Source organism: uncultured Thermosynechococcus sp. (genome assembly GCF_938074695.1).
Taxonomy (GTDB): Bacteria; Cyanobacteriota; Cyanobacteriia; order Thermosynechococcales; family Thermosynechococcaceae; genus Thermosynechococcus.
Genome location: NZ_CALJEM010000003.1, coordinates 46,549 through 69,185 on the forward strand (window position 1 = coordinate 46,549; position 22,637 = coordinate 69,185).

General features: G+C 54.8%; 22 protein-coding genes and 1 tRNA gene. 9 read left to right on the forward strand and 14 right to left on the reverse strand.

Annotated features, from left to right (window positions below):
- Positions 1-159 precede the first annotated feature (159 nt).
- The gene (gene ftsH4 / locus Q0683_RS00570; protein WP_298612270.1) at positions 160-2,016 is read left to right on the forward strand and encodes an ATP-dependent zinc metalloprotease FtsH4; all 1,857 of its coding nucleotides are present in this window, start codon (positions 160-162) and stop codon (positions 2,014-2,016) included.
- A gap of 230 nt (positions 2,017-2,246) precedes the next feature.
- Here the strand turns inward: ftsH4 and Q0683_RS00575 are convergent, their stop codons facing one another.
- Genes Q0683_RS00575 through Q0683_RS00585 form a run of 3 tightly spaced genes read right to left on the reverse strand, consistent with a single transcriptional unit; the run spans position 2,247 to position 5,437 of the window.
- On the reverse strand, positions 2,247-3,713 hold the full coding sequence (locus Q0683_RS00575; protein WP_298612267.1) for a TldD/PmbA family protein: 1,467 nt from the start codon (positions 3,711-3,713) through the stop codon (positions 2,247-2,249).
- Between the two features lie 51 nt (positions 3,714-3,764).
- Complete coding sequence (gene rplY, locus Q0683_RS00580) at positions 3,765-4,070, reverse strand: 50S ribosomal protein L25 (RefSeq protein WP_298612264.1); 306 nt, start codon at positions 4,068-4,070, stop codon at positions 3,765-3,767.
- A 23-nt stretch (positions 4,071-4,093) separates the two neighbouring features.
- Positions 4,094-5,437, reverse strand: coding sequence for an adenylosuccinate synthase (locus Q0683_RS00585; protein WP_298612261.1), 1,344 nt, complete (start codon positions 5,435-5,437; stop codon positions 4,094-4,096).
- Positions 5,438-5,579: 142 nt separating this feature from the next.
- On the opposite strand from Q0683_RS00585, the gene Q0683_RS00590 reads away from it, so the two are divergent.
- From Q0683_RS00590 to Q0683_RS00605, 4 genes are all read left to right on the forward strand, one after another.
- A tRNA-Thr gene (locus Q0683_RS00590) sits at positions 5,580-5,651 on the forward strand.
- 41 nt (positions 5,652-5,692) lie between these two features.
- The gene (ruvA, locus tag Q0683_RS00595) at positions 5,693-6,340 is read left to right on the forward strand and encodes a Holliday junction branch migration protein RuvA (RefSeq protein ID WP_366142498.1); all 648 of its coding nucleotides are present in this window, start codon (positions 5,693-5,695) and stop codon (positions 6,338-6,340) included.
- A gap of 29 nt (positions 6,341-6,369) precedes the next feature.
- Positions 6,370-6,525 (forward strand): hypothetical protein, encoded by a 156-nt coding sequence (locus tag Q0683_RS00600; RefSeq protein WP_298975706.1) that lies wholly within the window; start codon positions 6,370-6,372, stop codon positions 6,523-6,525.
- Between the two features lie 46 nt (positions 6,526-6,571).
- A complete protein-coding gene (locus Q0683_RS00605; protein WP_298617231.1) occupies positions 6,572-7,297 on the forward strand; it encodes a superoxide dismutase in 726 nt (241 codons plus the stop codon).
- On the opposite strand, the gene Q0683_RS00610 is transcribed toward Q0683_RS00605, so the two are convergent.
- Genes Q0683_RS00610 through rpsP form a run of 4 tightly spaced genes read right to left on the reverse strand, consistent with a single transcriptional unit; the run spans position 7,239 to position 9,056 of the window.
- Entirely contained in the window at positions 7,239-8,261 is a 1,023-nt protein-coding gene (locus tag Q0683_RS00610) for a PhoH family protein (protein ID WP_298617229.1), read from the reverse strand. The two genes, Q0683_RS00605 and Q0683_RS00610, sit on opposite strands and share 59 nt — an antisense overlap.
- A gap of 9 nt (positions 8,262-8,270) precedes the next feature.
- Positions 8,271-8,444, reverse strand: coding sequence for a 30S ribosomal protein S21 (gene rpsU / locus Q0683_RS00615; RefSeq protein ID WP_298612244.1), 174 nt, complete (start codon positions 8,442-8,444; stop codon positions 8,271-8,273).
- Between the two features lie 3 nt (positions 8,445-8,447).
- Positions 8,448-8,801, reverse strand: a complete 354-nt coding sequence (locus Q0683_RS00620) for a KH domain-containing protein (RefSeq protein ID WP_298612241.1) — start codon at positions 8,799-8,801, stop codon at positions 8,448-8,450.
- A 3-nt stretch (positions 8,802-8,804) separates the two neighbouring features.
- Positions 8,805-9,056: a 30S ribosomal protein S16 gene (gene rpsP, locus Q0683_RS00625; RefSeq protein ID WP_298612238.1), complete on the reverse strand. Its 252-nt coding sequence runs from the start codon at positions 9,054-9,056 to the stop codon at positions 8,805-8,807.
- A 106-nt stretch (positions 9,057-9,162) separates the two neighbouring features.
- Here rpsP and fabD point away from each other — a divergent pair, with 106 nt between their 5' ends.
- Both fabD and Q0683_RS00635 read left to right on the forward strand, forming a co-directional pair.
- Positions 9,163-10,053: an ACP S-malonyltransferase gene (gene fabD, locus Q0683_RS00630; RefSeq protein ID WP_298612235.1), complete on the forward strand. Its 891-nt coding sequence runs from the start codon at positions 9,163-9,165 to the stop codon at positions 10,051-10,053.
- A complete protein-coding gene (locus Q0683_RS00635) occupies positions 10,050-10,685 on the forward strand; it encodes a 1-acyl-sn-glycerol-3-phosphate acyltransferase (RefSeq protein ID WP_298612232.1) in 636 nt (211 codons plus the stop codon). The genes fabD and Q0683_RS00635 overlap by 4 nt, the downstream gene beginning before the upstream one ends.
- On the opposite strand, the gene gap is transcribed toward Q0683_RS00635, so the two are convergent.
- From gap to Q0683_RS00670, 7 genes are all read right to left on the reverse strand, one after another.
- Positions 10,682-11,704 carry a type I glyceraldehyde-3-phosphate dehydrogenase gene (gene gap, locus Q0683_RS00640; protein ID WP_298612229.1) on the reverse strand — a complete coding sequence of 341 codons (1,023 nt, stop codon included), beginning with the start codon at positions 11,702-11,704 and terminating at the stop codon, positions 10,682-10,684. The genes Q0683_RS00635 and gap overlap by 4 nt on opposite strands.
- 23 nt (positions 11,705-11,727) lie before the next feature.
- Entirely contained in the window at positions 11,728-12,063 is a 336-nt protein-coding gene (locus tag Q0683_RS00645) for a rhodanese-like domain-containing protein (protein WP_298612223.1), read from the reverse strand.
- Positions 12,064-12,115: 52 nt separating this feature from the next.
- Positions 12,116-13,663, reverse strand: coding sequence for an NAD(P)H-quinone oxidoreductase subunit N (locus Q0683_RS00650; protein ID WP_298612220.1), 1,548 nt, complete (start codon positions 13,661-13,663; stop codon positions 12,116-12,118).
- Positions 13,664-13,807: 144 nt separating this feature from the next.
- Positions 13,808-14,704: an LD-carboxypeptidase gene (locus tag Q0683_RS00655; protein WP_298612217.1), complete on the reverse strand. Its 897-nt coding sequence runs from the start codon at positions 14,702-14,704 to the stop codon at positions 13,808-13,810.
- A gap of 1 nt (position 14,705) precedes the next feature.
- A complete protein-coding gene (locus Q0683_RS00660; RefSeq protein ID WP_298617224.1) occupies positions 14,706-15,245 on the reverse strand; it encodes a DUF2808 domain-containing protein in 540 nt (179 codons plus the stop codon).
- On the reverse strand, positions 15,242-15,763 hold the full coding sequence (locus tag Q0683_RS00665) for a transcriptional repressor (RefSeq protein ID WP_298612211.1): 522 nt from the start codon (positions 15,761-15,763) through the stop codon (positions 15,242-15,244). Before Q0683_RS00665 ends, Q0683_RS00660 begins: the two co-directional genes overlap by 4 nt.
- Positions 15,764-15,997: 234 nt before the next feature.
- Positions 15,998-17,824 carry a penicillin-binding protein 1A gene (locus Q0683_RS00670; RefSeq protein ID WP_366142711.1) on the reverse strand — a complete coding sequence of 609 codons (1,827 nt, stop codon included), beginning with the start codon at positions 17,822-17,824 and terminating at the stop codon, positions 15,998-16,000.
- A gap of 256 nt (positions 17,825-18,080) precedes the next feature.
- On the opposite strand from Q0683_RS00670, the gene tyrS reads away from it, so the two are divergent.
- Together tyrS and Q0683_RS00680 are read left to right on the forward strand one after the other, a co-directional pair.
- Entirely contained in the window at positions 18,081-19,307 is a 1,227-nt protein-coding gene (tyrS, locus tag Q0683_RS00675) for a tyrosine--tRNA ligase (protein WP_298975717.1), read from the forward strand.
- A 179-nt stretch (positions 19,308-19,486) separates the two neighbouring features.
- Complete coding sequence (locus Q0683_RS00680; RefSeq protein ID WP_298975718.1) at positions 19,487-22,147, forward strand: pitrilysin family protein; 2,661 nt, start codon at positions 19,487-19,489, stop codon at positions 22,145-22,147.
- The last annotated feature ends 490 nt before the right edge of the window (positions 22,148-22,637 follow it).

The following is a 22,637-nucleotide window of genomic DNA, read 5'->3' on the forward strand; positions in this document are numbered from 1 at the left end:
ACTCTAGTATAGCAAAAGCTTAACCATCTTTCCGAGGTTACTGGGCCTTGCTCAACTCGCCAACGGCGGAGGTGAATTAATCTTAAAGTTCTGACCCTTGCCCTCCATTCCTCCCAAGTGTCACTATGGACAGTAAGTACCCGCTGGGGAGCGTTTGTTATGGCCATTAAAGACTCACCGCAAGCACCGCGGAGCCGTCAAATTGGTAATTTTTTACTATTGCTGGGGGTAGGCTTTCTTCTACTGAATCTGTTCTTCCCGCAGTTGTTCTCACCGCGCCCACCTCAAGTTCCCTATAGTGTGTTTATCCACCAAGTGGAAGAAGGGGAGGTGAACCGCGTCTATATCAGTCAAGACGAGATTCTTTACCAACTCAAACCCAAAGGCGATCGCCCTGCCCAAGTGTTGGCCACCACCCCCATCTTTGACTTAGAGCTACCCAAGCGACTGGAAGCTCAGGGAGTGGAATTTGCAGCGGCACCCCCACCCCGCAATAGTTGGGTGTTGAACATCCTCGGCTGGGTAATTCCCCCGATTGTGTTTGTGTTAATCTTTCAATTCTTTGCCAGTCGCCAAGCGGGCGGGCCACAGGGCGTTCTCTCCATCAGTAAAAGCCGTGCCAAGGTTTACGTTGAAGGTGCAAACACAGGAATTCGCTTCGACGATGTCGCCGGGGTTGAGGAAGCCAAGGCTGAACTCGTCGAGATTGTTGATTTCCTAAAAAATCCCCAGCGTTATATTCAAATTGGTGCTCGCATTCCCAAAGGCGTGCTGCTCGTCGGGCCACCGGGAACAGGGAAAACCCTACTGGCTAAAGCGGTTGCCGGCGAAGCCAATGTGCCCTTTTTCTCAATTTCCGGATCGGAATTTGTGGAGCTATTTGTGGGTGTAGGGTCTGCCCGTGTGCGGGATCTCTTTGAGCAGGCGAAAAAGCAAGCCCCCTGTATTGTCTTTATTGATGAGTTGGATGCCATTGGTAAATCGCGTTCCAGCGCTGGCTTCTATGGCGGAAATGATGAGCGGGAACAAACTCTGAACCAACTGCTGACGGAAATGGATGGCTTTGATGCCACAGGGGCAACGGTCATTGTTTTAGCAGCAACCAACCGACCGGAAACCCTTGATCCAGCCCTACTGCGACCTGGACGGTTTGACCGCCAAGTGTTGGTGGATCGCCCCGATTTGAGTGGGCGGGAGGCAATTTTGAAAATCCATGCCAAAAAGGTAAAACTAGCCCCTGAAGTGGATCTGCACGCGATCGCCGCCCGTACACCGGGGTTTGCCGGCGCAGATTTGGCCAACTTGGTCAATGAGGCCGCCCTACTCGCGGCTCGCAATCAACGGGAAGTGGTGACCCAACAGGACTTTGCCGAAGCAATTGAACGCATTGTGGCCGGTCTTGAGAAGAAAAGCCGCGTCCTCAACGAGAAGGAGAAGAAAATTGTCGCCTACCACGAAGTGGGGCATGCCCTTGTTGGCTGTGCCCTGCCGGGGAGCGGTCGTGTAGAGAAAATCTCGATTGTGCCCCGTGGCATGGCCGCCCTTGGTTATACGTTGCAGTTGCCAACAGAGGATCGCTTCCTTCTTGATGAGCAGGAGTTGCGTGCTCAAATTGCCACATTGCTGGGGGGGCGATCGGCAGAGGAGATTGTCTTTGGCACCATCACCACTGGGGCAGCCAATGATCTGCAACGGGCAACGGATTTGGCGGAGCGGATGGTGCGCAGTTACGGTATGAGCAAAGTCCTGGGTCCCCTTGCCTTTGAGCAAAAACAGTCCAGCTTTTTAACGACCAATGGCATGATGTTGCGGGCAGTGAGTGAAGAAACCGCTCAAGCCATTGATCGCGAGGTCAAGGAAATTGTCGAGTCAGCCCACCAGCAGGCGCTCAGCATTCTCAAGGAAAACCGTGACCTTCTCGAAGCGATCGCCCAAAAACTCCTAGAGAAAGAAGTAATTGAGGGTGAAGAACTCCAGGAACTTCTTGCTCAAGTGAAAACTCCAGCCGCCGCCTAGGCGAGGGCGGCTTAAAAAAGCAAAAAAAAGACCAGTAAGCACTGGTCATTCAGTCCAATGTTTTGTCTCCGAAGAGAAGTTAAGGCACCCACCAGGCGGTGAGGGCGATTAAAAAGCTGCACTGCCTTTCCTTCCCTTCTTTTTCTATGATAATGTAGCCAAAGTCACAAAAATTCACATATAAAATCTTTAGGTATTTCTACTCAAACCCATAACCGCAGGTAATCAGTTTAGCGGCCACCCACGGTAATAGCGTCCACTTTGATATGGGGCTGACCGACAGTGACGTAAATGCTACCACTAATCGAGCCACAGAAGCCGGGGGCAAGGGCGAGATCGTTAGCAGACATAGAAATTCGCTGCAGAATTTCTTTGGCTTCGCCAATCAGTGTGGCTCCTTTGAGGGGGTGTTTGAGTTGGCCATTTTCAATCCAGTAGGCCTCCTCAACGGCAAAGTTAAATTGACCTGTGGCGCCGACGCTGCCACCTCCCATGCGTTTGCAGTAAATGCCGCGATCCACAGAAGCAATTAAGTCCTCAACTGTGTACTCGCCGGGAGCAATATAGGTATTGCGCATCCGCGAAGCGGCCGCATAGCTATAACTTTGGCGGCGGCCACTGCCCGTGCGCGGGTGCCCTGTACGCATCGAACCGGCGCGATCGCTCAAGAAATTCTTGAGGACGCCATTTTCAATCAGCAATGTGCGCTGTGCCGGCATCCCCTCATCGTCCATGTCAATGCTGCCAAAGGCGCCGGGGGTCATGCCCTCATCCCAGGCCGTCAAGTTTTCATGGGCAATTTTTTCCCCTTTTTTGTCGGCAAAGGGGGTGGTGCCCCGCTCAATTTGGGTGGTTTCCAAGAGGTGACCACAGGCTTCATGGAAGATCACACCGCCAAATTGGTTGGCCATGATTACGGGATAGGTACCCGATTCCACGTAGTCGGCATAGAGCATTTTGCCGGCTGCTTCAGCAACAGTGTCAGTCAAGGCAGTGTAGTCCCACTGGCGCAAAAAGTCGGGGTTACTGGTATCGCCATGGCGCTCACCAATGGAGGCGCGGTGTTCCCCGTCGGCACAGAGAACCGAGGCCACTGCCGACTGGGTGAGGCGAATATCGCGCCCAAACGTGCCATCGCTGGCGGCCACCATCACCTCTTGCCAATCGCGAAAATAACTGAGACGACGGGATTGCAGATGCTGAGTTTTCTGGCGCAGGCGATCGCTCCCCGCCAGGAGAATATCTGCCACTTCAGCAATCGAACTACAGGTGGCCAGCCAGCCTTCCTTGCGGCCTTGGGCATAGTCCCGCAGTGGTTCAAGGTGAACTTCAGGCACATAGGCTTGGGGACTGGGTAAGAGCAAGCCCATTAGGCCAAGGGCTTTCTCGAGAGCCGCCCGCAGCCCTTGGAAGCTCAGGTCATTGGTGCTCACATAGCAATCGCTGGTACCCCGAAAAACGCGAATCCCTGCCCCTAAACTCAGGCGAGGCGAGACACTCGTGAGGCGATCGTCCTCCACAAGGGTACTGAGGTAGTGGTTGCGCTCTAAGAAAATCTCAACAAAATCAGCGCCAGCCGCCCGTCCCAGTCCCAAGAGAGTGGCTAGGAGAGATTCCCAAGAGCCATCAAAGCGATCGCCTTGGGGGGAATAGTTAAGATGGGCAAAATCCGCAGAACGAAGTAGCGTGGCTGGCATTGTTAACAATCACTTAACATATCCCCACTATAGCAAATTCCCCCTCAGAGACTAGTTTTCAGCTTTGGCTAAAAAGGAGAGGTGGTAGAGGGTATCCCTGGCGGGGTGGGTTTGCACCTCCTGAAGCACCACTGTTCCCTGCCACGGCAGCTCGGGCACGGAAAGCTGAATGGGGGTTTTCTGAGGACGAGCATCCCGCACCAAAAGTTCGGCGGCATGGCTATCCACCACCAAGGCAACGGAGGATGCAATGGCAGGGCCATAGAGGACAGCAGGGGTTTTGCCCTCACGCCGCAGGGCATTGGGCTTAGCATTGGCAGGGCGTAGTTGCCCCTCGATGGTTAAGGAACGAGACATTGCTGCAACTCCAACTAGGATTACTAAGATAAAACGGGATGGACTTGGGTGCCATCATCTTTGAGGAGTGCCCGTTTGGGGCCGTGAATCGGATCCTCAACAATGATGGTTTGGCTGCGCTCTGCTCCCAAGGAGACAATTGCAATGGGAACAGACATAATTTCAGCCAAAAACTTCAGATAGTTCAATGCCGCCTTGGGCAGATCATCGAGGGAGCGGCAATGACGGGTGGATTGCTGCCACCCCGGCAGGGTTTCATAGATGGGACGACAGCGGGCAAACTTGAGGGCATTGCTGGGAAAGTGTTCGCACCGCTCACCGTCAATATCGTAGGCAACGCACACCTTGATTTCTGGCAATTCATCCAAAACATCCAGCTTTGTAATGGCCAAGCAATCCAGACCATTGATGCGCACAGCGTAGCGGCCGATTACTGCATCAAACCAGCCACAGCGACGGCGTCGCCCAGTCGTGGTGCCAAATTCAGCACCGCGATTGCCCAAGAGTTCGCCCACCTCATCCAAGAGTTCTGTTGGAAAAGGCCCTTCGCCAACCCGAGTGGTATAGGCTTTGGCCACACCAATGACGCGGTCAATCATCGTCGGCCCAATGCCGGCTCCGACACAGGCACCCCCGGCCACAGGGTTTGAGGAGGTGACGTAGGGATAGGTGCCGTGATCGAGGTCTAAGAGGGTACCTTGGGCACCTTCAAAGAGAATGTTGCGCCGCCGACGGATGGCATCATCGAGCACGAGGGAACCATCCACGATGTGCGATCGCAGGCGCTCACCGTAGGCACAGTATTCTTCAATGATCGGCTGGGGTTCGAGGGGAGCAAGTCCATAAAGTTTTTCGAGGATCAAATTCTTTTGGGCGATCGCCCACTCCAGCTTGGCAGCCAACTGCTCTGCATCCAGCAAATCCAGCATACGGATGCCCACGCGCTCCGATTTATCGGCATAGGTGGGGCCAATTCCCCGTCCCGTCGTACCAATGCGGTGGGCGCCCCGCCGCTCCTCAGCGGCAATATCCAACTGGCGGTGGTAGGGCATCGTCACATGGGCGGTTTCTGCAATCAGCAGATTCTCCGTGCTCACCCCCAACTGTTCCAGTTGCTCCAGTTCCTCAAGGAGTACCTTGGGATCTACCACTGTTCCCGCCCCAATGATGCACTGGGTATCGGGGTAGAGAATCCCCGACGGAATCAGGTGCAATTTCAGGGTTTGGTCCTTGACGACAATCGTGTGACCTGCGTTAACACCGCCCTGATAGCGAACTACCACATCGGCAGACTTGCTCAGGAGATCGGTGATTTTGCCCTTACCTTCATCGCCCCACTGGGCACCAACAACGACGACGTTTGCCAAGTGATTTTCTTAACTCGTTAATTAACACAATCGTCTATTGTAACCCTTGGGGCAGATGGACACAAGCGCGCAATCGCAAAAATTTTTCCACTGCCCTGCCCGTTCTCGGGGCGATCGTGCTAGCATAAGTAATGCCTTGAATGCCGATGTAGCTCAGCGGTAGAGCACTCGATTCGTAATCGAGCGGTCATGAGTTCGAATCTCATCATCGGCTTGGCTACTCTATTGCCAAGAATCCGCGAGCAGAAACCGACTGTGTTTGCCTACCTCAAAGGAACTGTTGTTGCCCATCAATCCGAGGGTGGTCATCGCTCTGCCCTCATCCTAGAGGTAAATGGGGTGGGGTATCGCTTGCTAGTCACCTCCCATCTTTTGCGGCAATACCCACCAAGTGCTGAGGTGGTGCAGATTTTTACCCATCTCAGTGTCCGTGAAGACCAGATGCTCCTCTATGGCTTTGCCTCGGCAGCGGAGCGGGATCTCTTTGGGCGTTTAATCCGTGTCAATGGGGTTGGGCCGCAGATGGCGCTATCGTTGCTGGATACCCTGCCTCTGCCGGAACTAGTGCAGGCAATCGTGAGTGGTAATGCCCGTCGTCTAAGCCGCGCGCCAGGGGTGGGCAATAAAACCGCTGAACGGATTGCCCTTGAACTCAAAGCTGCATTGAGTGCTTGGCGAGAGGAAACAGGGTTAACAACCGCTCCCGCTGGCGTGCCCACCGCAGCGCTGCGTGAAGAACTGGAGTTGACTCTTTTGGCTCTGGGCTATAGCGATCGCGAAATTGAAGCTGCCCTCACCGCCGTCGGTCAAATGGGTACTCTCGCCAACAGTAGTGATCCAGAGGCATGGCTGCGGGAAACCATCACCTGGCTAAGTGCTAATACCTATACCAATTCAATTTGAAGATAGGGCTAATAAAGGCTTTGTAATGAGTGACCACACTGTCAAAGAGCCATCCTCCCCGCCGTCATCTGAGACAATACAGCTTGCAGCTTTTGACCCAAGGTTTCCAAGGGAATGATTTGCGATCGCTCCTGGAGGGACTACCCCCCCGTCAAGCCCAACAACTGCTGCTGTGCCAAAGATAATTCTGAGGGGCTTAAACTATTAGCGGGAACATCTCACGTACTCAGTATGCCCCTAACCCGTCGTCAAACCCTCGGCCTCCTTGTCGGCAGTGCTGCTACCCTCTGGTTGCGATCGCGTCCCGCCGTGGCTCAAGGTGAGCCGTTAGAAATTTATGGGCTGCCCCCCTTGCCCTATGCCTACGACGCCCTGGAGCCGGTCATTGATGCGGAGACGATGCACCTGCACCACGATAAACACCATGCGGCCTATGTGAAGACACTGAACAAGGTCCTGACACCCTACCGCCAATGGCATGGGCTGGCTATTGAAGACCTCCTACGCCGCATTCGCCAACTACCCACTGCCATCCAACAAGCCGTACGCAACCATGGGGGTGGCCATGCCAACCATTCCCTCTTTTGGCAAAGTATGGCGCCGCAGGGTGGCGGTGAACCCACCGGGGACTTGGCCACAGCAATTGCGGCCACATTTGGTTCTTTCTCGGAGTTTCAAACTCAGTTTCAGGAGGCGGGTCTGCGGCACTTTGGCAGTGGCTGGGTCTGGCTTGTGCTCACGCCCCAAGGGAATCTAGAAATTACCACCACGCTGAACCAAGATTCTCCGCTGATGCAGGGGCAACTGCCCATCTTGGGCAATGATCTGTGGGAACATGCCTACTACCTAACGTATCGCAACCGCCGCGATCAATACCTAGAGGCTTGGTGGCAGGTGGTTAATTGGCCTTGGTTGAGCGATCGCTACGCCCAGATGCGCGCTCTTTTGGCTTCGTGAGCAAGGCCTGCTCATGGCGATCGTAGGCATCAATAATCCGCTCCACAAGGGGATGGCGAATCACATCCCCCTTGGTTAAATAGCAAAAGGCAACCCCTTCTACGTCCTTGAGAACTTTTGTGGCCACACTGAGGCCGGAGGTTTGATGGTCTGGTAAATCCGTTTGCGTCAGGTCTCCGGTCACCACCAAGCAGGAGTTAAAACCAATGCGGGTCAATACCATTTTCATTTGGGCAGGGGTGGTGTTCTGTGCCTCATCAAGAATGACAAAGGCATTATTCAGGGTACGCCCCCGCATGTAGGCCAAGGGCGCCACTTCAATCACCCCTCGCTGCATCAGGTTACTAATTTTCTCCGGCTCCACCAGTTCGTAAAGGGCATCGTAGAGAGGGCGCAAATAGGGATCAATTTTTTGCTGCAGATCCCCCGGCAAAAAGCCCAGTCGCTCCCCTGCTTCCACTGCAGGCCGCGTCAAGATTAACCGCTCATAGGTACCCGCGAGCAACGCCTGAACCGCCAAGACGGTGGCCAAGAATGTTTTGCCGGTTCCCGCCGGCCCAATGCCAAAGGTCAGCGTATGACTGCGAATCGCTTGCACATACTGGCGCTGGCGAAAGGTTTTGGCGCGAATAATATCACCGCGACGGGTGCGAGCCAGAATATCCTGTTGCAGCTCTTGGAGGGCTTCCCGCTGTTGGGTATCGTAGGCCTGGCGGACGGTGAGAATATCTACCCCCGACACTGGCCGTCCCTCACGCCAGAGGGTACCGAGGTCTTGAATGAGTTGTTGGCAGAGTTGGATTTGTGCAGGGGTGCCCGTGATGCACAGATCGCGCCCCCTTAACACGAGGGTCGCCCCTGTTTGAGCGGCAAAGATGCGTAAATTGGCTTCTTGCTCACCGACAAGGGCGATCGCGCTCTCCGGGCTATGAAGATCAATCGTGAGGCTTTCCCTCGTGGTCATACCTCAAACTTAGCGGTTGCGCTTGCGGGCGGCCTCCTGTTTGCGCTTACGGCGTAGGCTGGGTTTTTCGTAACGTTCACGCCGTTTGACTTCCGAAAGAATGCCCGCCTTTTGGATTTTTTTCTTGAATCGCCGTAGGGCGGACTCAATGGATTCGTTTTCACCTAAACGCACTTCAGTCACGCGCTAACTTTGCCTCCTTGATGATGGATAGGAACGACGACGGGATCGCCGCGGGCGATCGCCCCCTTGATGATCTATTTTAGGCGTACTTTTGGCATCGTCGTAAACATCTAGGTAAACCTGCTGACCGGCAGCTTGAGCGGCAGCCTGGAGAACTGCTCGAACGGCATGGAGATTACGACCGCCACGGCCATAGACCCGCCCCTTGTCTTCACCGGCAAAGGCAAGGCGTACCCAAATGCGAGAATTGGCAGGGGAAAACTCTGCATGCAGCCTCAGAGTTTCTGGAGCCTCCATAAACGGCTCAAGCAGGAAACGAATGAGGGCAGCGTAGTTGGGAGCAGCCGACTCGGTCATTGCCTATTTTTTGGCAGTTTCGGGGAGAAGATTAGCTTTGACAAAGAGCCGCCGCACGGTATCTGTGGGCTGTGCGCCCTGCGCCAAACGCCGCTTAATCGCCTCTTCGTTGAGGCGCACTTCATCCCGGATCGGATCGTAGAAGCCCAATTCCTCAAGGGCACGCCCATCGCGGCGATCGCTATTATTCATGGCCACAATTCGGTAGGTGGCGTTCCGTTTTTTGCCGTAGCGCTTAAGACGCAGTTTAATCATGTCAGCCTATGGAGATAGAAGGGGCAGCTTTTTCTCGACAATTTTCCAGTATAACGGACATGCCAAATCGGGTAAAGTAGATTGCGGTTCGAGTTGAGCACTGCCGATGACGAAGACAGCATGGTTATTTCCCGGCCAAGGGTCGCAACATCCAGAGATGATGGCGGATTTGCTGACGGCCTATCCCCCAGCCAAGAAGCGGTGCGAAGAGGCAGCGGCAATCCTGGGGTGGTCGGTTCCAGACTGCTGTGCAGGCCGCATCGGCAATTTGCATCAAACCCTTTACACCCAGCCGAGTTTGTTTGTGCTGGAGAGCCTGTTGGTGGATGCCCTCAAAGAGCGGGGGGCAAAAGCGGATTTTGTGGCGGGTCACAGTCTTGGAGAATACGCTGCCCTCTATGCCGCGGAGGTCTTTGATTTTGAAACGGGGCTGAAGTTGGTGCAGCGGCGAGCCGAACTAATGGATGCCGCCGGGGGGGGCAAGATGGTGGCCTTGCTGGGGTTTGACCGCGAGCAGTTACAAGGGGCGATCGCTAGCACCCCCCATGTCGTTCTCGCCAATGATAACCATCCGGAGCAGGTGGTGATTTCGGGGCTGCCGCAAGCGGTGGACGCTCTGCTAGGGAAAATTAACGTGAAACGAGCGGTGCCCCTGAATGTGAGTGGGGCATTTCATTCCCCCTTTATGGCGGAGGCTGCGGCCACGTTTGCCACCCTACTGGATGAGTGTACATTCCAAGAGGCAATCTTTCCCGTCTTGAACAATGTTGACCCCCAACCCACCAGGGATGCAGCGGTGATCAAGGCACGGTTACAATCCCAGATGACCGGTGCTGTGCGCTGGGTAGAAACCTGTCATGCCCTTGCGGCGGCGGGGGTGAGCCAAGCCTTAGAAATTGGCCCCGGCAATGTCCTGGCGGGGTTGGTTAAACGCACCACCCCAGAGATTGCGGTTACTAGCGTTGCCACAATTGCCAGTTTGGAGAGCCTTGGGTGAGTCGCGATCGCGAGCCGCTGATTAGCCTCCTCCTCTATCATCTCTTCAAATGGTCGGTGGTGAGTCCACTGCTGCACACCTATTTCCGCGGGCGCATTTATGGTGCCGATCACGTACCGCTGCGGGGTCCCTTGGTGGTGGTGGCCAATCACGCCAGCTACTTTGATCCTCCCTTGATCTCCAACTGTGTGCGCCGCCCTGTGGCTTGGATGGCCAAGGAGGAATTGTTCCAGATTCCTATTTTTCGCACCTTGATTACTTGGTACGGCGCCTATCCCGTAAAGCGGGGAGCCGGCGATCGCCGCGCCCTGCAGGCTGCCCTCAACGCCCTAGAGCAGGGATGGGCGGTGGGGGTTTTTCTTGAGGGCACACGCACCCCCGATGGTCGCATCCATGACCCGAAACTGGGGGCAGCACTGATTGCGGCCAAAGCCCAAGCGCCGCTGTTGCCCGTCTGCCTCTGGGGAACGCAGGAGATTCTCAAAAACAGCCCTTTCCCCCGCCCAGCTCCCATTACCGTCCGCATTGGCGCGCCCATTCCGCCACCGCCTACGGGCGATCGCGCCCTCCTAGAGGCGGTGACCCAGCACTGCTGCGACGTTATCCACCATCTCCACGACTTAGGGCGCTAGAGCAGTCCCTCTTTAGCAGCCATTATTTTCAGTAGATCCACCACCCGGCAGGAGTACCCCCACTCATTGTCATACCAAGCAACCACCTTGAAGAAGTGGGGGTTGAGTTCAATCCCCGCCGTGGCATCGAAGATACTGGAGCGGCCATCGCCAATAAAATCACTGGAGACCACTGCCTCTTCGGTATAGCCCAAAATACCCTTGAGTTCCCCCTCGGCGGCCGCCTTCATGGCAGCGCAAATTTCGGCATAGCTGGTTGCCTTCTCCGTTTTGAATGTTAAATCCACCACCGAGACATCAGGGGTGGGGACGCGAAAGGCCATCCCTGTCAGTTTGCCCTTCAGTTCTGGCAAGACCAGTGTTACTGCCTTAGCAGCTCCCGTAGAAGCCGGGATAATATTTTGACCCGCTCCCCGGCCGCCACGCCAATCCTTCTTACTGGGGCCGTCCACGGTGGGTTGGGTTGCTGTGACCGAGTGCACCGTTGTCATTAGACCCTCGGCTAACCCAAACGTCTGATGTAAAACCTTAGCCACCGGTGCCAAGCAATTCGTGGTGCAACTGGCATTAGAGACAATCACATCCACCGCTGGATCAAAGGCTGCCTCATTGACCCCAACGACAATCGTTTTCACCTTATCGGCATCCTTGGTGGGGGCTGAAATTACCACGCGTTTAGCACCCGCTTGTAAATGCTGAGCTGCGCCCTCATAGCCAGTAAATAACCCCGTGGACTCAACCACGTAGTCGGCACCAACCGACCCCCAAGGCAGTTCGGCGGGATTGCGAATGGCCGTACAGGGAATAAACTTGCCATCCACTTCAATGCCCTCCGCTGTGGCTTTGACGGTACCCGGATAGATGCCGTGGGTGGAATCATACTTGAAGAGATAGGCCAAGTTATCCGCCGGCACCAGATCGTTAATGCCGACAAACTCGATATTGTCGTAGGCGAGACCCGCCCGCAGCACCAAGCGGCCAATGCGGCCAAAGCCATTAATGCCGACTTTCAAGGTCATGAGAACTCTCCCAAGGCAATCAACTAGTAACGGGGTAGGGTTGGATCCACTGCCGCAGCATAGGCATCAATGCCACCGACAATGTTCTTCACATCGCGGAATCCCTGCTGAATCAGCCAGTGACCCATTTGTGCCGAGCGCACACCGTGGTGGCAGAGGACCAAGGTTTCCCGACCTGGATCAAAGAGCTGACAAATTTGGGGTGACCATTGGGGAAACGCACTCAAGGGCAAAAGGGTGAAGTGAGGCAGGTGGGCGATCGCCCATTCCTCTGGTTCTCGCACATCAATGAGTTGCAAGGTCTCCGCCTCCGTGGCTAGGCGCTGCGCCAATTCCACCACTGTGATTTTTCCGAGCACAACTTCCCCTCGATTCTAGAAGGATAGAGCGGAGATCGTCGTGAAATCATCCTTAAGATTCGCCCGCGGGGGGAAGGGACTGGTAGGCCACCGTCGTCACTGTCGGTTGATTGGCCAGTTGGGGCACATCCAGCACGGCCGTATTCACCAAGTTAAAGAGGGGATTGGCCAAGATACCCGCTAAGGAAGTGGCAATGACCGTCACCACCAAACCCACCTGCAAAGGACGCATGCCAAAACTCGACCAAGACACCTCTGGGTAGTTTTGCACTGCTAGCGACATTTCGTGGGGTTCCTTGACCACCATCATTTTGACGACGCGGATGTAGTAGTAAATAGAGATGACGCTCGTCAAAAGACCCAATAGCACTAGACCATAGGCTCCCGCTTGCCAGCCCGCCCAGAAGAGATAGATCTTGCCAAAGAAGCCGGCCAAGGGCGGAATCCCCCCCAGAGAAAGCAGACATAGACTCAGACCAAGGGTGAGGAGGGGATCTTTTTGATAGAGACCCGCATACTCACTAATTTGATCGGTGCCCGTGCGCAGGGAGAAGAGAATGACACAGGTAAAGGCACCTAGGTTCATGAAGAGGTACACCAGCAGATAAAAGAGCATACTGGCGTAACCTGCCTCAGTGCCAACCACAAAACCAATCATCACAAACCCGGCTTGACCAATGGAAGAGTAGGCCAGCATCCGTTTCATGCTGGTTTGGGCAAGGGCAACCACATTGCCGAGAATCATGCTGAGAATTGCCAGCACTGTAAAGATAAGTTGCCATTGATCGGTCACACTGGGGAAAGCCAAGGTTAAAAAGCGAATGGCAAGGGCAAAACCGGCAGCCTTGGAGCCTACGGAAAGAAAAGCCACCACGGGCGTAGGGGCGCCTTCATAGACATCGGGCGTCCATTGGTGAAAGGGGACAGCAGAAATTTTGAAACTAATCCCGGCAATAACAAAGACCAAGGCGACCACCAAACCGAGGGATTCCGCGGACAGGGCTTGGGCAATTGCCGGCAACTGGGTGTATCCACCGGAAAGACCGTACAACAGGGATGAGCCGTAGAGAAAAATGGCAGAACTGGCGGCCCCAATTAGGAGATATTTTAAGGCAGCTTCGTTGGAGCGACTGTCTCGCTTGGTGTAGCCGGCGAGGAGATAGGAGGCAATACTCAGAGTTTCTAGGGCTACAAAGATAAACACCAGTTCTTGGGCACCGGCAATAAACATGCCACCCACCGTGGCCGTCAGTAGGATGGTCATAAATTCGCCAAGGGAGCTGCCGGTTTGTTCCACATAGCGAATGGACATGAGAATGGTGCCCAAGGCGGAAAGGGCAATCAGTCCGCGGAAAAACAGGCTGAGGCGATCGCTAATAAAACTGCCGAAGAAACTGACGGTGTCGGACTGTGTCCAGAGGGGAATCATTGTGGCGATCGCCCCCCCTAAACCCACAATGGCTAAGTAGGGAGTCCAGCGATCCGCCTGCCGTCCCTGAATCAAATCCGCTAGGAGGACAACAAGTAGCGTTATGATCACGAGGGTTTCCGGCAAAATGGTGCCTGCATTGAGCTGTCCAGCCAGTGTCACCAAATCCATAACTCTTTCCGCACCTTGATGGAATCCCCCATATCTTATCACCCAGATTTTCATTTCACTGTTGGCGCGAGATCGGCTTCTGCTTATGAATGGGATTAGTTTTTACCAATCGCGGCGACTTGAAGATCGGGTTTTGATTGGTTCTCATAGCAGTACGTGTAAAGATCCGCGATCGCCATCTAGCTCAGTGGCCACCCCCACCGGTAAGGCGGCATTGACTCCTGCATGGCCAAAGGGCAAGTCACTCACAATGGGAATTCCTAAGTCCCCCAGCCGATCGCCCAAAACCTCAACCACGCGAAAATTGGGTTGGGTAGTTGGGTCTTCACAGCCACTAAAACGGCCAAGGGCAATTCCCTTAACCTGATTCAACGCACCACTACGCCGCCACTGCGTCAGCATGCGGTCAATGCGATAGGGGGCTTCACCCACATCCTCTAAGGCCAAGATTACATTCTCAAGCGGTGGACAATCGGGTGTCGCCAGTAGGTGAGTGGCAACCGTTAAATTCCCTACTAACAGGCGACCTTGAACCGTACCGCCTCCCCAGCCCCTTCCGAATAGCGGCTCTAAGGGTTTACCCTGCACAAGATCAAAAAGGCGCTGCTGACTCCAAAGGGGTTCCTCGGCAAGCGTCGTCAGTACAGGGCCATGAACCCCTGCCACCCCCTGAGCAGCATAGCTCCACAGGAGAGCCGTAATATCCGAAAAGCCAATCAACCATTTCGGTGATCCCATAGGCCACTGCCACCGTTCCAGAAGCCGAGTGGCACCAAACCCGCCCCGCCCGCAGAGGATGCCTTTAATAGAATCATCTTGCAATAAGCGCCACAGGCGATCGCGCCGCTGTTGATCGGAACCAGCTAGGTAGCCCCAGGCCGCAAAGGCAGCCTCGTCCACAACAACCTCATAGCCCTGGGCGCGCCAACAAGCCACTCCCTGCCAAAAGCGCTCTGGCTCTCTGAGGGCGCCACTGGGAAACGCAACGGCTAGGCGATCGCCCGGCTGGAGGGGGGGCGGTAAGGCTGCCAGTGCCGTCACCTTAGAAAAAATGAGAATTGCGGTAGAACTGCAGCCGACCCGTGCCGAGATTTTGACCCAGGGCGCGATCGCCTCCCCGCGGAAAGGCTGTCACGGCAAAAAGATACGTCCCATCCCAGTAGGGATTGCGTAGAGGCGCAACCTTAAGACGCAGGTACGACCCCGCTGAGACAGGGGGATCAAATGTCACGCTTAGGCGGGCTGAGGTGCCATCAAATTTCACCTCCCCCAAGGGAATCGGCCGGCGGGAGCGTTCCCCAACAAAGGCACGGGTGCGTTGGGGCAAAAAGTAAATCGTCTCTATGCTAGAAAGCTGCTGAATATCCAGAGGGGCAAGGGGTTCGCCTGCAGTAGTCGGTATTTGCACAATAAAATTGTAGGTGGTATGGGTAAGCCCCACTGGGGGAGAGTGGGTATTCGCTGCAACAAAAGCAGGGGGGTGGTCAAAAGCCACCCGACCATCGGGAAACTCCACCCCTAGGCTTTGGGGCCTCAAACCTGCTATTCCCACAAGGGCGATCGCCAGCGCCTCCAGTCTCATTTATCGCGGGAGGGGAGGTCTGCCCCCTGAGCAATTGCTTTATTACAGACCCAGTTTTCCGGGAGTCCAGGGTAGCCCCGCCGCAGCGCCTCTGGACAAATGGTATAGATCGTCAATTGACAATCAATTAACTGCAAGCCATACTTCTCCGTTTGCTTGAGAGCCTGTTTGAACACCGTATCATTATCGAACTCTATTGTGAGGTTGCATTGAACACACACCATGTGGTGATGGTGGTGCGGCGACATCGTATTTAGTTCATAGTGCTTGTGCCCCTCAGCAAGTTCTAACTCCCGCAGAATGCCCATCCGGGACATCAACTTCACAGTGCGATAAACGGTAGATAAACTAATGGAATGTCCCTGCTTGCGCAGCTCATGGTGGAGGTCTTCAGCGCTGAGGTGGTTGCCCTTGGGTAGATTCTGGAAAATCTTAAGAATCGTTTCCCGCTGTGGTGTCAACCGCCAACCTTTTTCGTTAAGTTCTGCCTTTAAGGCTGCTGCTGTGTAAGGTGGCATAGGAGATTCGCTTAATCTGCTGCTATTGGCTTGCATGATAGCCGACAACAGGTGTCATTTGCAACAATCGCAGCTTATTGAGAATGGTTACAACAATCCTACTGAGTTTTCTGCAAATTGGTTGCAATGCCCAACCACAACCCAGAGGTCGCCAACGGCGTACTCCCCGGCTGAATTCAAGCTTCTCCATGGGCTACCTCACCCCTTAGACGGATGAGGAGTGGCGCGGAAGATTTAATTGGCTTGGCGTTGCGGCTTCGGTCGCGGGAATTTCGACATGGGCACAAAGTCCTCAACGGGCACATCCTTGAGCGCCTGAGTCATGAACTCCCGCCAAATGGGTGCCATAAAGCCACCCCCCGTTGCCCCTTGACCTAAGGGGGCATAGTTGTCATTTCCTGCCCAAACAGCCGCCGCCAACTGCGGGACATAACCCACAAACCAAATATCTCGCTCAGAGGAAGTTGTGCCGGTTTTTCCTGCGGCGGGGCGGCCAAGATTGGCTGCTGTTCCTGTGCCACTGGTGATCACACTCCGCAGTGTATCGTTCACGGCTGCCGCTGCCCAAGGGTCAAGTACGAGTTTCGGGCGCGGTGTGTGATCCAAGAGCAAATGACCATCGTTATCGGTAACTTGAATAATAGTTGTGGTGGGGGATTGCCAGCCGTTATTGGCAAACGTGGCATAGGCCGCTGCCATTTCTAAAGGAGTGAGATCCACAGCTCCCAAAGGCAGGGACACCACCGGCAACATTGGACTGGTAATGCCAAGGGTACGGCAAACTTCAATTACGCGCTCAATGCCCACCTCTTGGCCGAGGACAATGGCGGGAATATTGCGGGACAGAGCCAAAGCCATGCGCATCGACATCCCGCCCATAAACGAACCATCGTAATTGCGCGGCACATACCAGCCATCGCCATCGCGGTAACGCACCGGGGAGTCACTAATTCCTGAATCGGGGGTATATTTGCCGCTGGCATAGGCGGCGTAGAAAACAAAGGGCTTAAAGGCAGACCCCGGCTGACGCATGGCTTGGGTGGCGCGATTAAACTGACTGCGGTTGTAATCCACACCGCCGACAAGGGCTTTGACATAGTGAGTTCGGGGATCCACAGCTGCCAAGGCCAACTGATCTGCCCGCACACCACTGGCTTGCAAGCTTTCATAGCCGCGCTGGATGGTGTCCTCGGCTATTTTTTGCAATTTTAGGTCAAGGCTGCTTTGTACCCGCATCCCCCCCCGCATGACCGCTTCACGGCCAAATTGGCGGGTCAACTCCTGCAAAACGGCATCGGTAATCCACGGGCTGCGACTGCGTTGGAAGGAGGTAATCTCCCCCAGCTGGATTGGCTCTTGGGCAGCAGCGGCAGCCTCTTGGGGGGTAATCCAACCCAACTCTACCATCCGATCTAGTACCAATTTCTGTCGTTCTTTGGCCAGCTGAAAATCCACAAAGGGACTGTAGGCCTCCGGCGCTTGAATAATTCCCGCCATCATTGCTGCTTCGGCAAGGCTAAGGTCGGCAGCATTTTTTTTGAAGTAGCTTTGGGCGGCCGTTTGCACGCCGTAGGTGTTGTGTCCCCAATAGACTTGATTGAGGTACATCTCCAAAATCTCGTCTTTGCTGAAGATCTGCTCAAGGCGCATCGCCAGCACCGCTTCGGCAACTTTGCGGCTAATGGAGCGGTCTTGGGACAAAAAGAGATTTTTCACCAATTGCATGGTTAGGGTAGAGCCACCCTGAATGGTACGCCCTGAGGTGAGATTGACGATGAAGGCACGGGAAATGCCAATGGGATTAATACCGCGATGCTGGTAGAAGCTACTGTCTTCGATCGCCATCACAGCCAGTTTCAGATTGGGCGAAATTTCCGCCAAGGGGACAACTTCGCGGTTTTCCTCATCGTGCAGGCTCACGAGCAATGTGCCCTTGGCATCGTAAATGTGCGTTGTTTCACTGGGGATATAGCCGCGCAGCGATCGCACGTCCGGCAGATTGCGAAAGCTCAGGGCCAAGCCCAGCAGACCACCCCCAATAGCGGCACAGCTTAAGGTCATCCCCACTAAAAAAGTGCGATTGGCAATCCGCAGTACCCCACGCCAAAAGTTTTCGTCTTGGGGGCGAGTTTGGGAGAGGTGTTTGCCAAGGGTAGTGGTGGACACGACGGTTGCTTCCTCAAGGCCAATGATTTTTGCTTTGTATATGATTTTTATCTGGATAAAAGTATTAGGATGCCAAAATGGCCGCGCGATCGCGATTGATTGCTATCATAGCCATCCTAGACCACAATCATGTCTTAGCCCAACAATTGCCATGTCCCCAAACCTTGAGGCCACCATTGCGCGGCTGCAGCGCGGTGTTGTCGAAACATTTCCCCATGTGCCCGATTCCACCAAACCCGAGGAAAACCTCTGGGTCTATCTGCGGCAAACCCAGCGCCCATTGCGGATTAAGTTTGGCATTGATCCCACAGGCAGGGAAATCCACCTTGGCCATAGCATTGTCCTGCGCAAGCTACGGCAGTTTCAGGATGCCGGTCACTGTGCAGTGCTGATTATTGGCGACTTTACAGCTCAAATTGGTGACCCCACGGGAAAATCTGAGGTGCGCAAGCAACTGACCGCTGAGGAGGTGGCCGCCAATGTACAAACCTATCTTGACCAGGTGAAGCCCATCTTAGATTTTGAGACGCCCGGCCGCTTAGAAATTCGCTACAACTCAGAGTGGTTGGCAAAGTTGAACCTGCGGCAAGTGCTGGAGCTTTTGGGAACCATGACGGTGGGTCAAATGCTGGCCAAGGAGGGGTTTGCCGAACGCTACGCTAAGGAAGCACCGATTTTTCTCCATGAGTTTCTTTACCCCCTGATGCAGGGTTACGATTCGGTGGCAGTGGCAGCGGATGTGGAACTGGGGGGAACCGATCAGAAGTTTAATATTGCCGTGGGTCGCGATTTACAGCGCCACTTTGGCTTGCCGACGCGGCAATTTGGTCTGCTCATGCCGATCCTTGTGGGGACAGACGGGATTCAGAAAATGTCCAAGTCCTTGGGCAACTATGTGGCGCTCACGGAGTCGGCAGCCAGTATGTACTCCAAGTTAGAGAAGATCCCCGATGCGTTGGTCAATCAGTACCTTGAGTTGCTCACAGACTTGCCTTTAGACAGTTTGCCCAGCAATCCCCGCGATCGCCAGAAACTGCTCGCTCTAGAAGTTGTCAGTCAATACCACGGACGCGAGCTTGCCCTACAGACGCAAGCAGAACTGGCGGCGATCGTCACCCAAGGGCAAACCAGCCAAGCAGGGTCAATTCCAGAGTATTCCCTAGGAGTGTTTCAATTTCCAGTGAAGCTGACCTACATCCTCAGTCACACCAAACTCTGCCCCAGTAGTAGCGAAGCGCGGCGGCAAATCCAAGGGGGAGGGGTACGGCTTAACGGCGAAAAAATTACCGATGTGGACTTTACCCTCACTGCCCCAGAACCCTATGTCAACCAAGTGCTGCAAGTGGGTAAGAAAAAATTCCTACGCTTTGTGCCCTAGGGGTGCTGTCAAAATTCGTTCAAAATCAAAATAGAAAGGGAAAGCTCAGGGGAGAAGGCCAATGAGTGAACAGGAGAAATTAGAGACTAAGAGACTAAATAGTGACGCTAGGGATAGCTCCAAAATTCGTTAAAATTTTCTTGTTCATTGGCTGGATACTCCTGAGTACGAGTTTGGCTGTGATTTTTCCCCTGAACCCCCTAGAAGCCCTAGGCGGTGGTGTCACCAAAACCGTTTTAGACAATGGTCTCACGGTTCTAATTAAGGAGATTGCCACAGCGCCAGTCGTGAGTTTACAGGTCTGGTATCGCGTCGGCTCCCGCCATGAACCCAAGGGGGAAAACGGCATTGCCCACCAACTGGAGCATTTGATGTTTAAGGGCACCAAAAGCCGCCCCATCCAGTTTGGCCAGTTATTTTACGCCCTAGGCAGTTCTTCCAATGCCTTTACCAGCTACGATATGACGGCTTACCACCACACGGTGCGCGCCGATCAACTGGAAGCTCTGCTTGTTCTTGAGGCCGATCGCCTGCAGAATCTCCTGATGAACGCCGCTGCCCTTGAGAGTGAAAAGCGGGTGGTGATCTCGGAGCTGCAGGGCTATGAGAACAGTCCCGAATATCGTCTCAATCGCGCCCTAATGGCGGCGCTGTATCCCCATCATCCCTATGGGTTGCCGGTGGGGGGTACAGCAACGGAGGTGGAGCAATTTACACTGCCGGCGGTGAAAGCTTTTTACCAGCAGTACTACCGCCCCGATAATGCAGTTCTGGTAATTGCGGGGGATGTGCGTGCCCCAAGGGCGCTGGAACTGGTCAAGAAAACCTTTGGGCAAATTCCACGGCCAACTGCCCCCCTGAAGTCTCCCCCGTTGCTGCCCCCGGTGGCGGGTCAATCGCAGCGCATTCGCCTCACAGAACCGGGGAGTGCCCCGCTATGGCAACTGCTGGTACCGATTCCGGGGATAACCCATCCCGATCAAGCGGCCTTGGATGTGCTCGATATGCTCCTCAGTGGCGGGCGCAGCTCGTATCTGTATCAGGAGCTTGTGGAGACGGGACAAGCCAGTTCCGCCTACTCCTATGGAGCAGCCTTACAGGTGGGGGGCTGGTTTGAAGTGGGGGCGATCGCTGCCCCGCAGCAATCCCTTGAGACCATTGAGCAGACCATCGGCAAAATTCTTGAGCGCCTTGCTCAGCAACCCCTCACCCCCGCCGAATTGCAACGGGCAAAACAGCAGCTTAAGGCCAACTTTGTGTTGCGCAATCGCGATATTGATGCGCAAGCCAGTCAACTGGCTAACGATGAAACCCTCACCGGGGATTATCGCTTTAGCGATCGCCACCTTGCCGCCGTTGAACAGGTCACTGCTGCGGATGTGCAACGGGTGGTGCAAACCTACTTTGGGCGCGATCGCTGGATAGTGGGCGAATTTATTCCCAGTGAAGTGGTGGAGGGTGAACTCCCAGGCCGTCCTGCTGCCCAAACCACGGCGCCTCATTTGGTCGGTGAGCCGGTGGATCCCCAAACCATTGCGGCCTATTTACCCCAAGCCAGTGGGCAGACTGCGCCTGAGGTCAAAAACAATGCGGTGGAAACGTTCACCCTGAAAAACGGCCTGCGGGTGCTCTTACTGGTGGATCGCAGTACACCGACGGTGACCCTGGCGGGACGCATTGAGGCTGGCACTGCCTATGACCTGCTGACTCGGCCAGGGGTGGCTCACCTGACGGCAGCCAATCTCCTCAACGGCACCGGCAGGAAAACCGCGCTTGCTTTGGCACAAACCCTTGAAGACCGCGGCATTAGCCTAGAATTTACCGCCTTCCGCGACGGGGTGGACATTGAGGGCTATGCCTTGGCCAGTGAGCTACCCACCCTCTTGGAAATCCTGGGGGAAGTGCTTCAGGAGGCCACCTTTCCAGAATCGGAATTCAAACTTAGCCAACAGCGCCATCTCACTGCCCTGAGTCTGGAGGCGGACGATCCGGTGCGCTGGGGACGCCGAGTCCTCCAAGAAACCCTCTATCCTGCCCACCATCCCCTCCATCCCTTTGCGACTCCTGAATCCGTCCAGGCCATTCGCCGCCAAGATGTGGTGGATTTTTACCGCGCGGCCTATACTCCTGAGCACACGATTTTGACACTGGTGGGAGATTTTGACCCCGCAGCGGTGCGATCGCGCCTCAAGGACATCTTTGGCGCCTGGCAACCCCAAGGCGATCCCCTCTCCCTCACCTTTCCTGCCCCCTCCCTTCCCCCACGCCCCCTGTTTAAGAACGCCGTCATCCCCGGCAAAAGCCAAGCGATTACCTATTTGGGGACGCCGGGAATTGATCGGCGAGATCCCCGCTTTTACGCCGCAATGCTCATGAACCACATCTTGGGGGGAGATACGCTGGCCAGTCGCTTGGGCACGGAGATTCGCGATCGCCAGGGACTGACCTACGGCATCCACAGTTTCTTTACTGCCGGTCGGCAGGCAGGGCCTTTTATCATCCAACTGCAAACGGCACCTGAGGACACCCCCAAGGCCATTCAAGCAACCTTAGAGCTTCTGCGGGAGGCGCGCCGCCAAGGACTGACCGCAACGGAACTGGAAGCCGCCAAGCGCAGCCTCAGCAATACTTACCTTGTGGAGTTAGCCAATGTGGATGTGCTGGCGCGGACGCTTTTGGGGAATGCCTCTGTGGAATTGCCCCCCGAAGAACTTCAGGCCTTTGGCGATCGCTTGCAGGCGGTGACCCTAGAACAGGTCAATCAAGCACTGCAAGAGTTGATTGATCCCGACCACCTTGTCATTGTAACCGCCGGTCCTGCAGTATCCTTTAACCCGTGACATGCTCCCGACCCTCCCGCTTCGCCTAGAGGGCGGGCTTCTCCAGTCTTTCCACCTGCGCGTTTTATAGTGAGCCGATGCCCTAGGCCCACTTTTTTGACCCCAAAATATTGCCGCAGCATGTTCATTTTCTGGATTAAGCCTGTACGCTCATCCTGAAAACTGCTGAGCTAACAGAGGTCAACGGTGAGGCCGAACCCATCCACATCCTGTTTTGGCGCTGTCCAAGTTCACGCACAACCTGAAGTCTGTCTCTAGTTGCAGGCTGCGGGTAAAAAAGTTCTATGGGAAAATGAGTCCTACTTCATCGCCAGTGGTGCAGCGGTCACCGTATCCGTCTTGAAGTGGTACATTGAGCAGCAAGATTTCCCTTCGGGAGAACGCGGCGCTTCCCGCCAATTAACGAAAACCTAAAACCATGTTCAACCTCAGCCTTAGCCTCTACCAACTAGAACAGTGGGCCAACCAATGGGTGACGGGTCAACTGAGT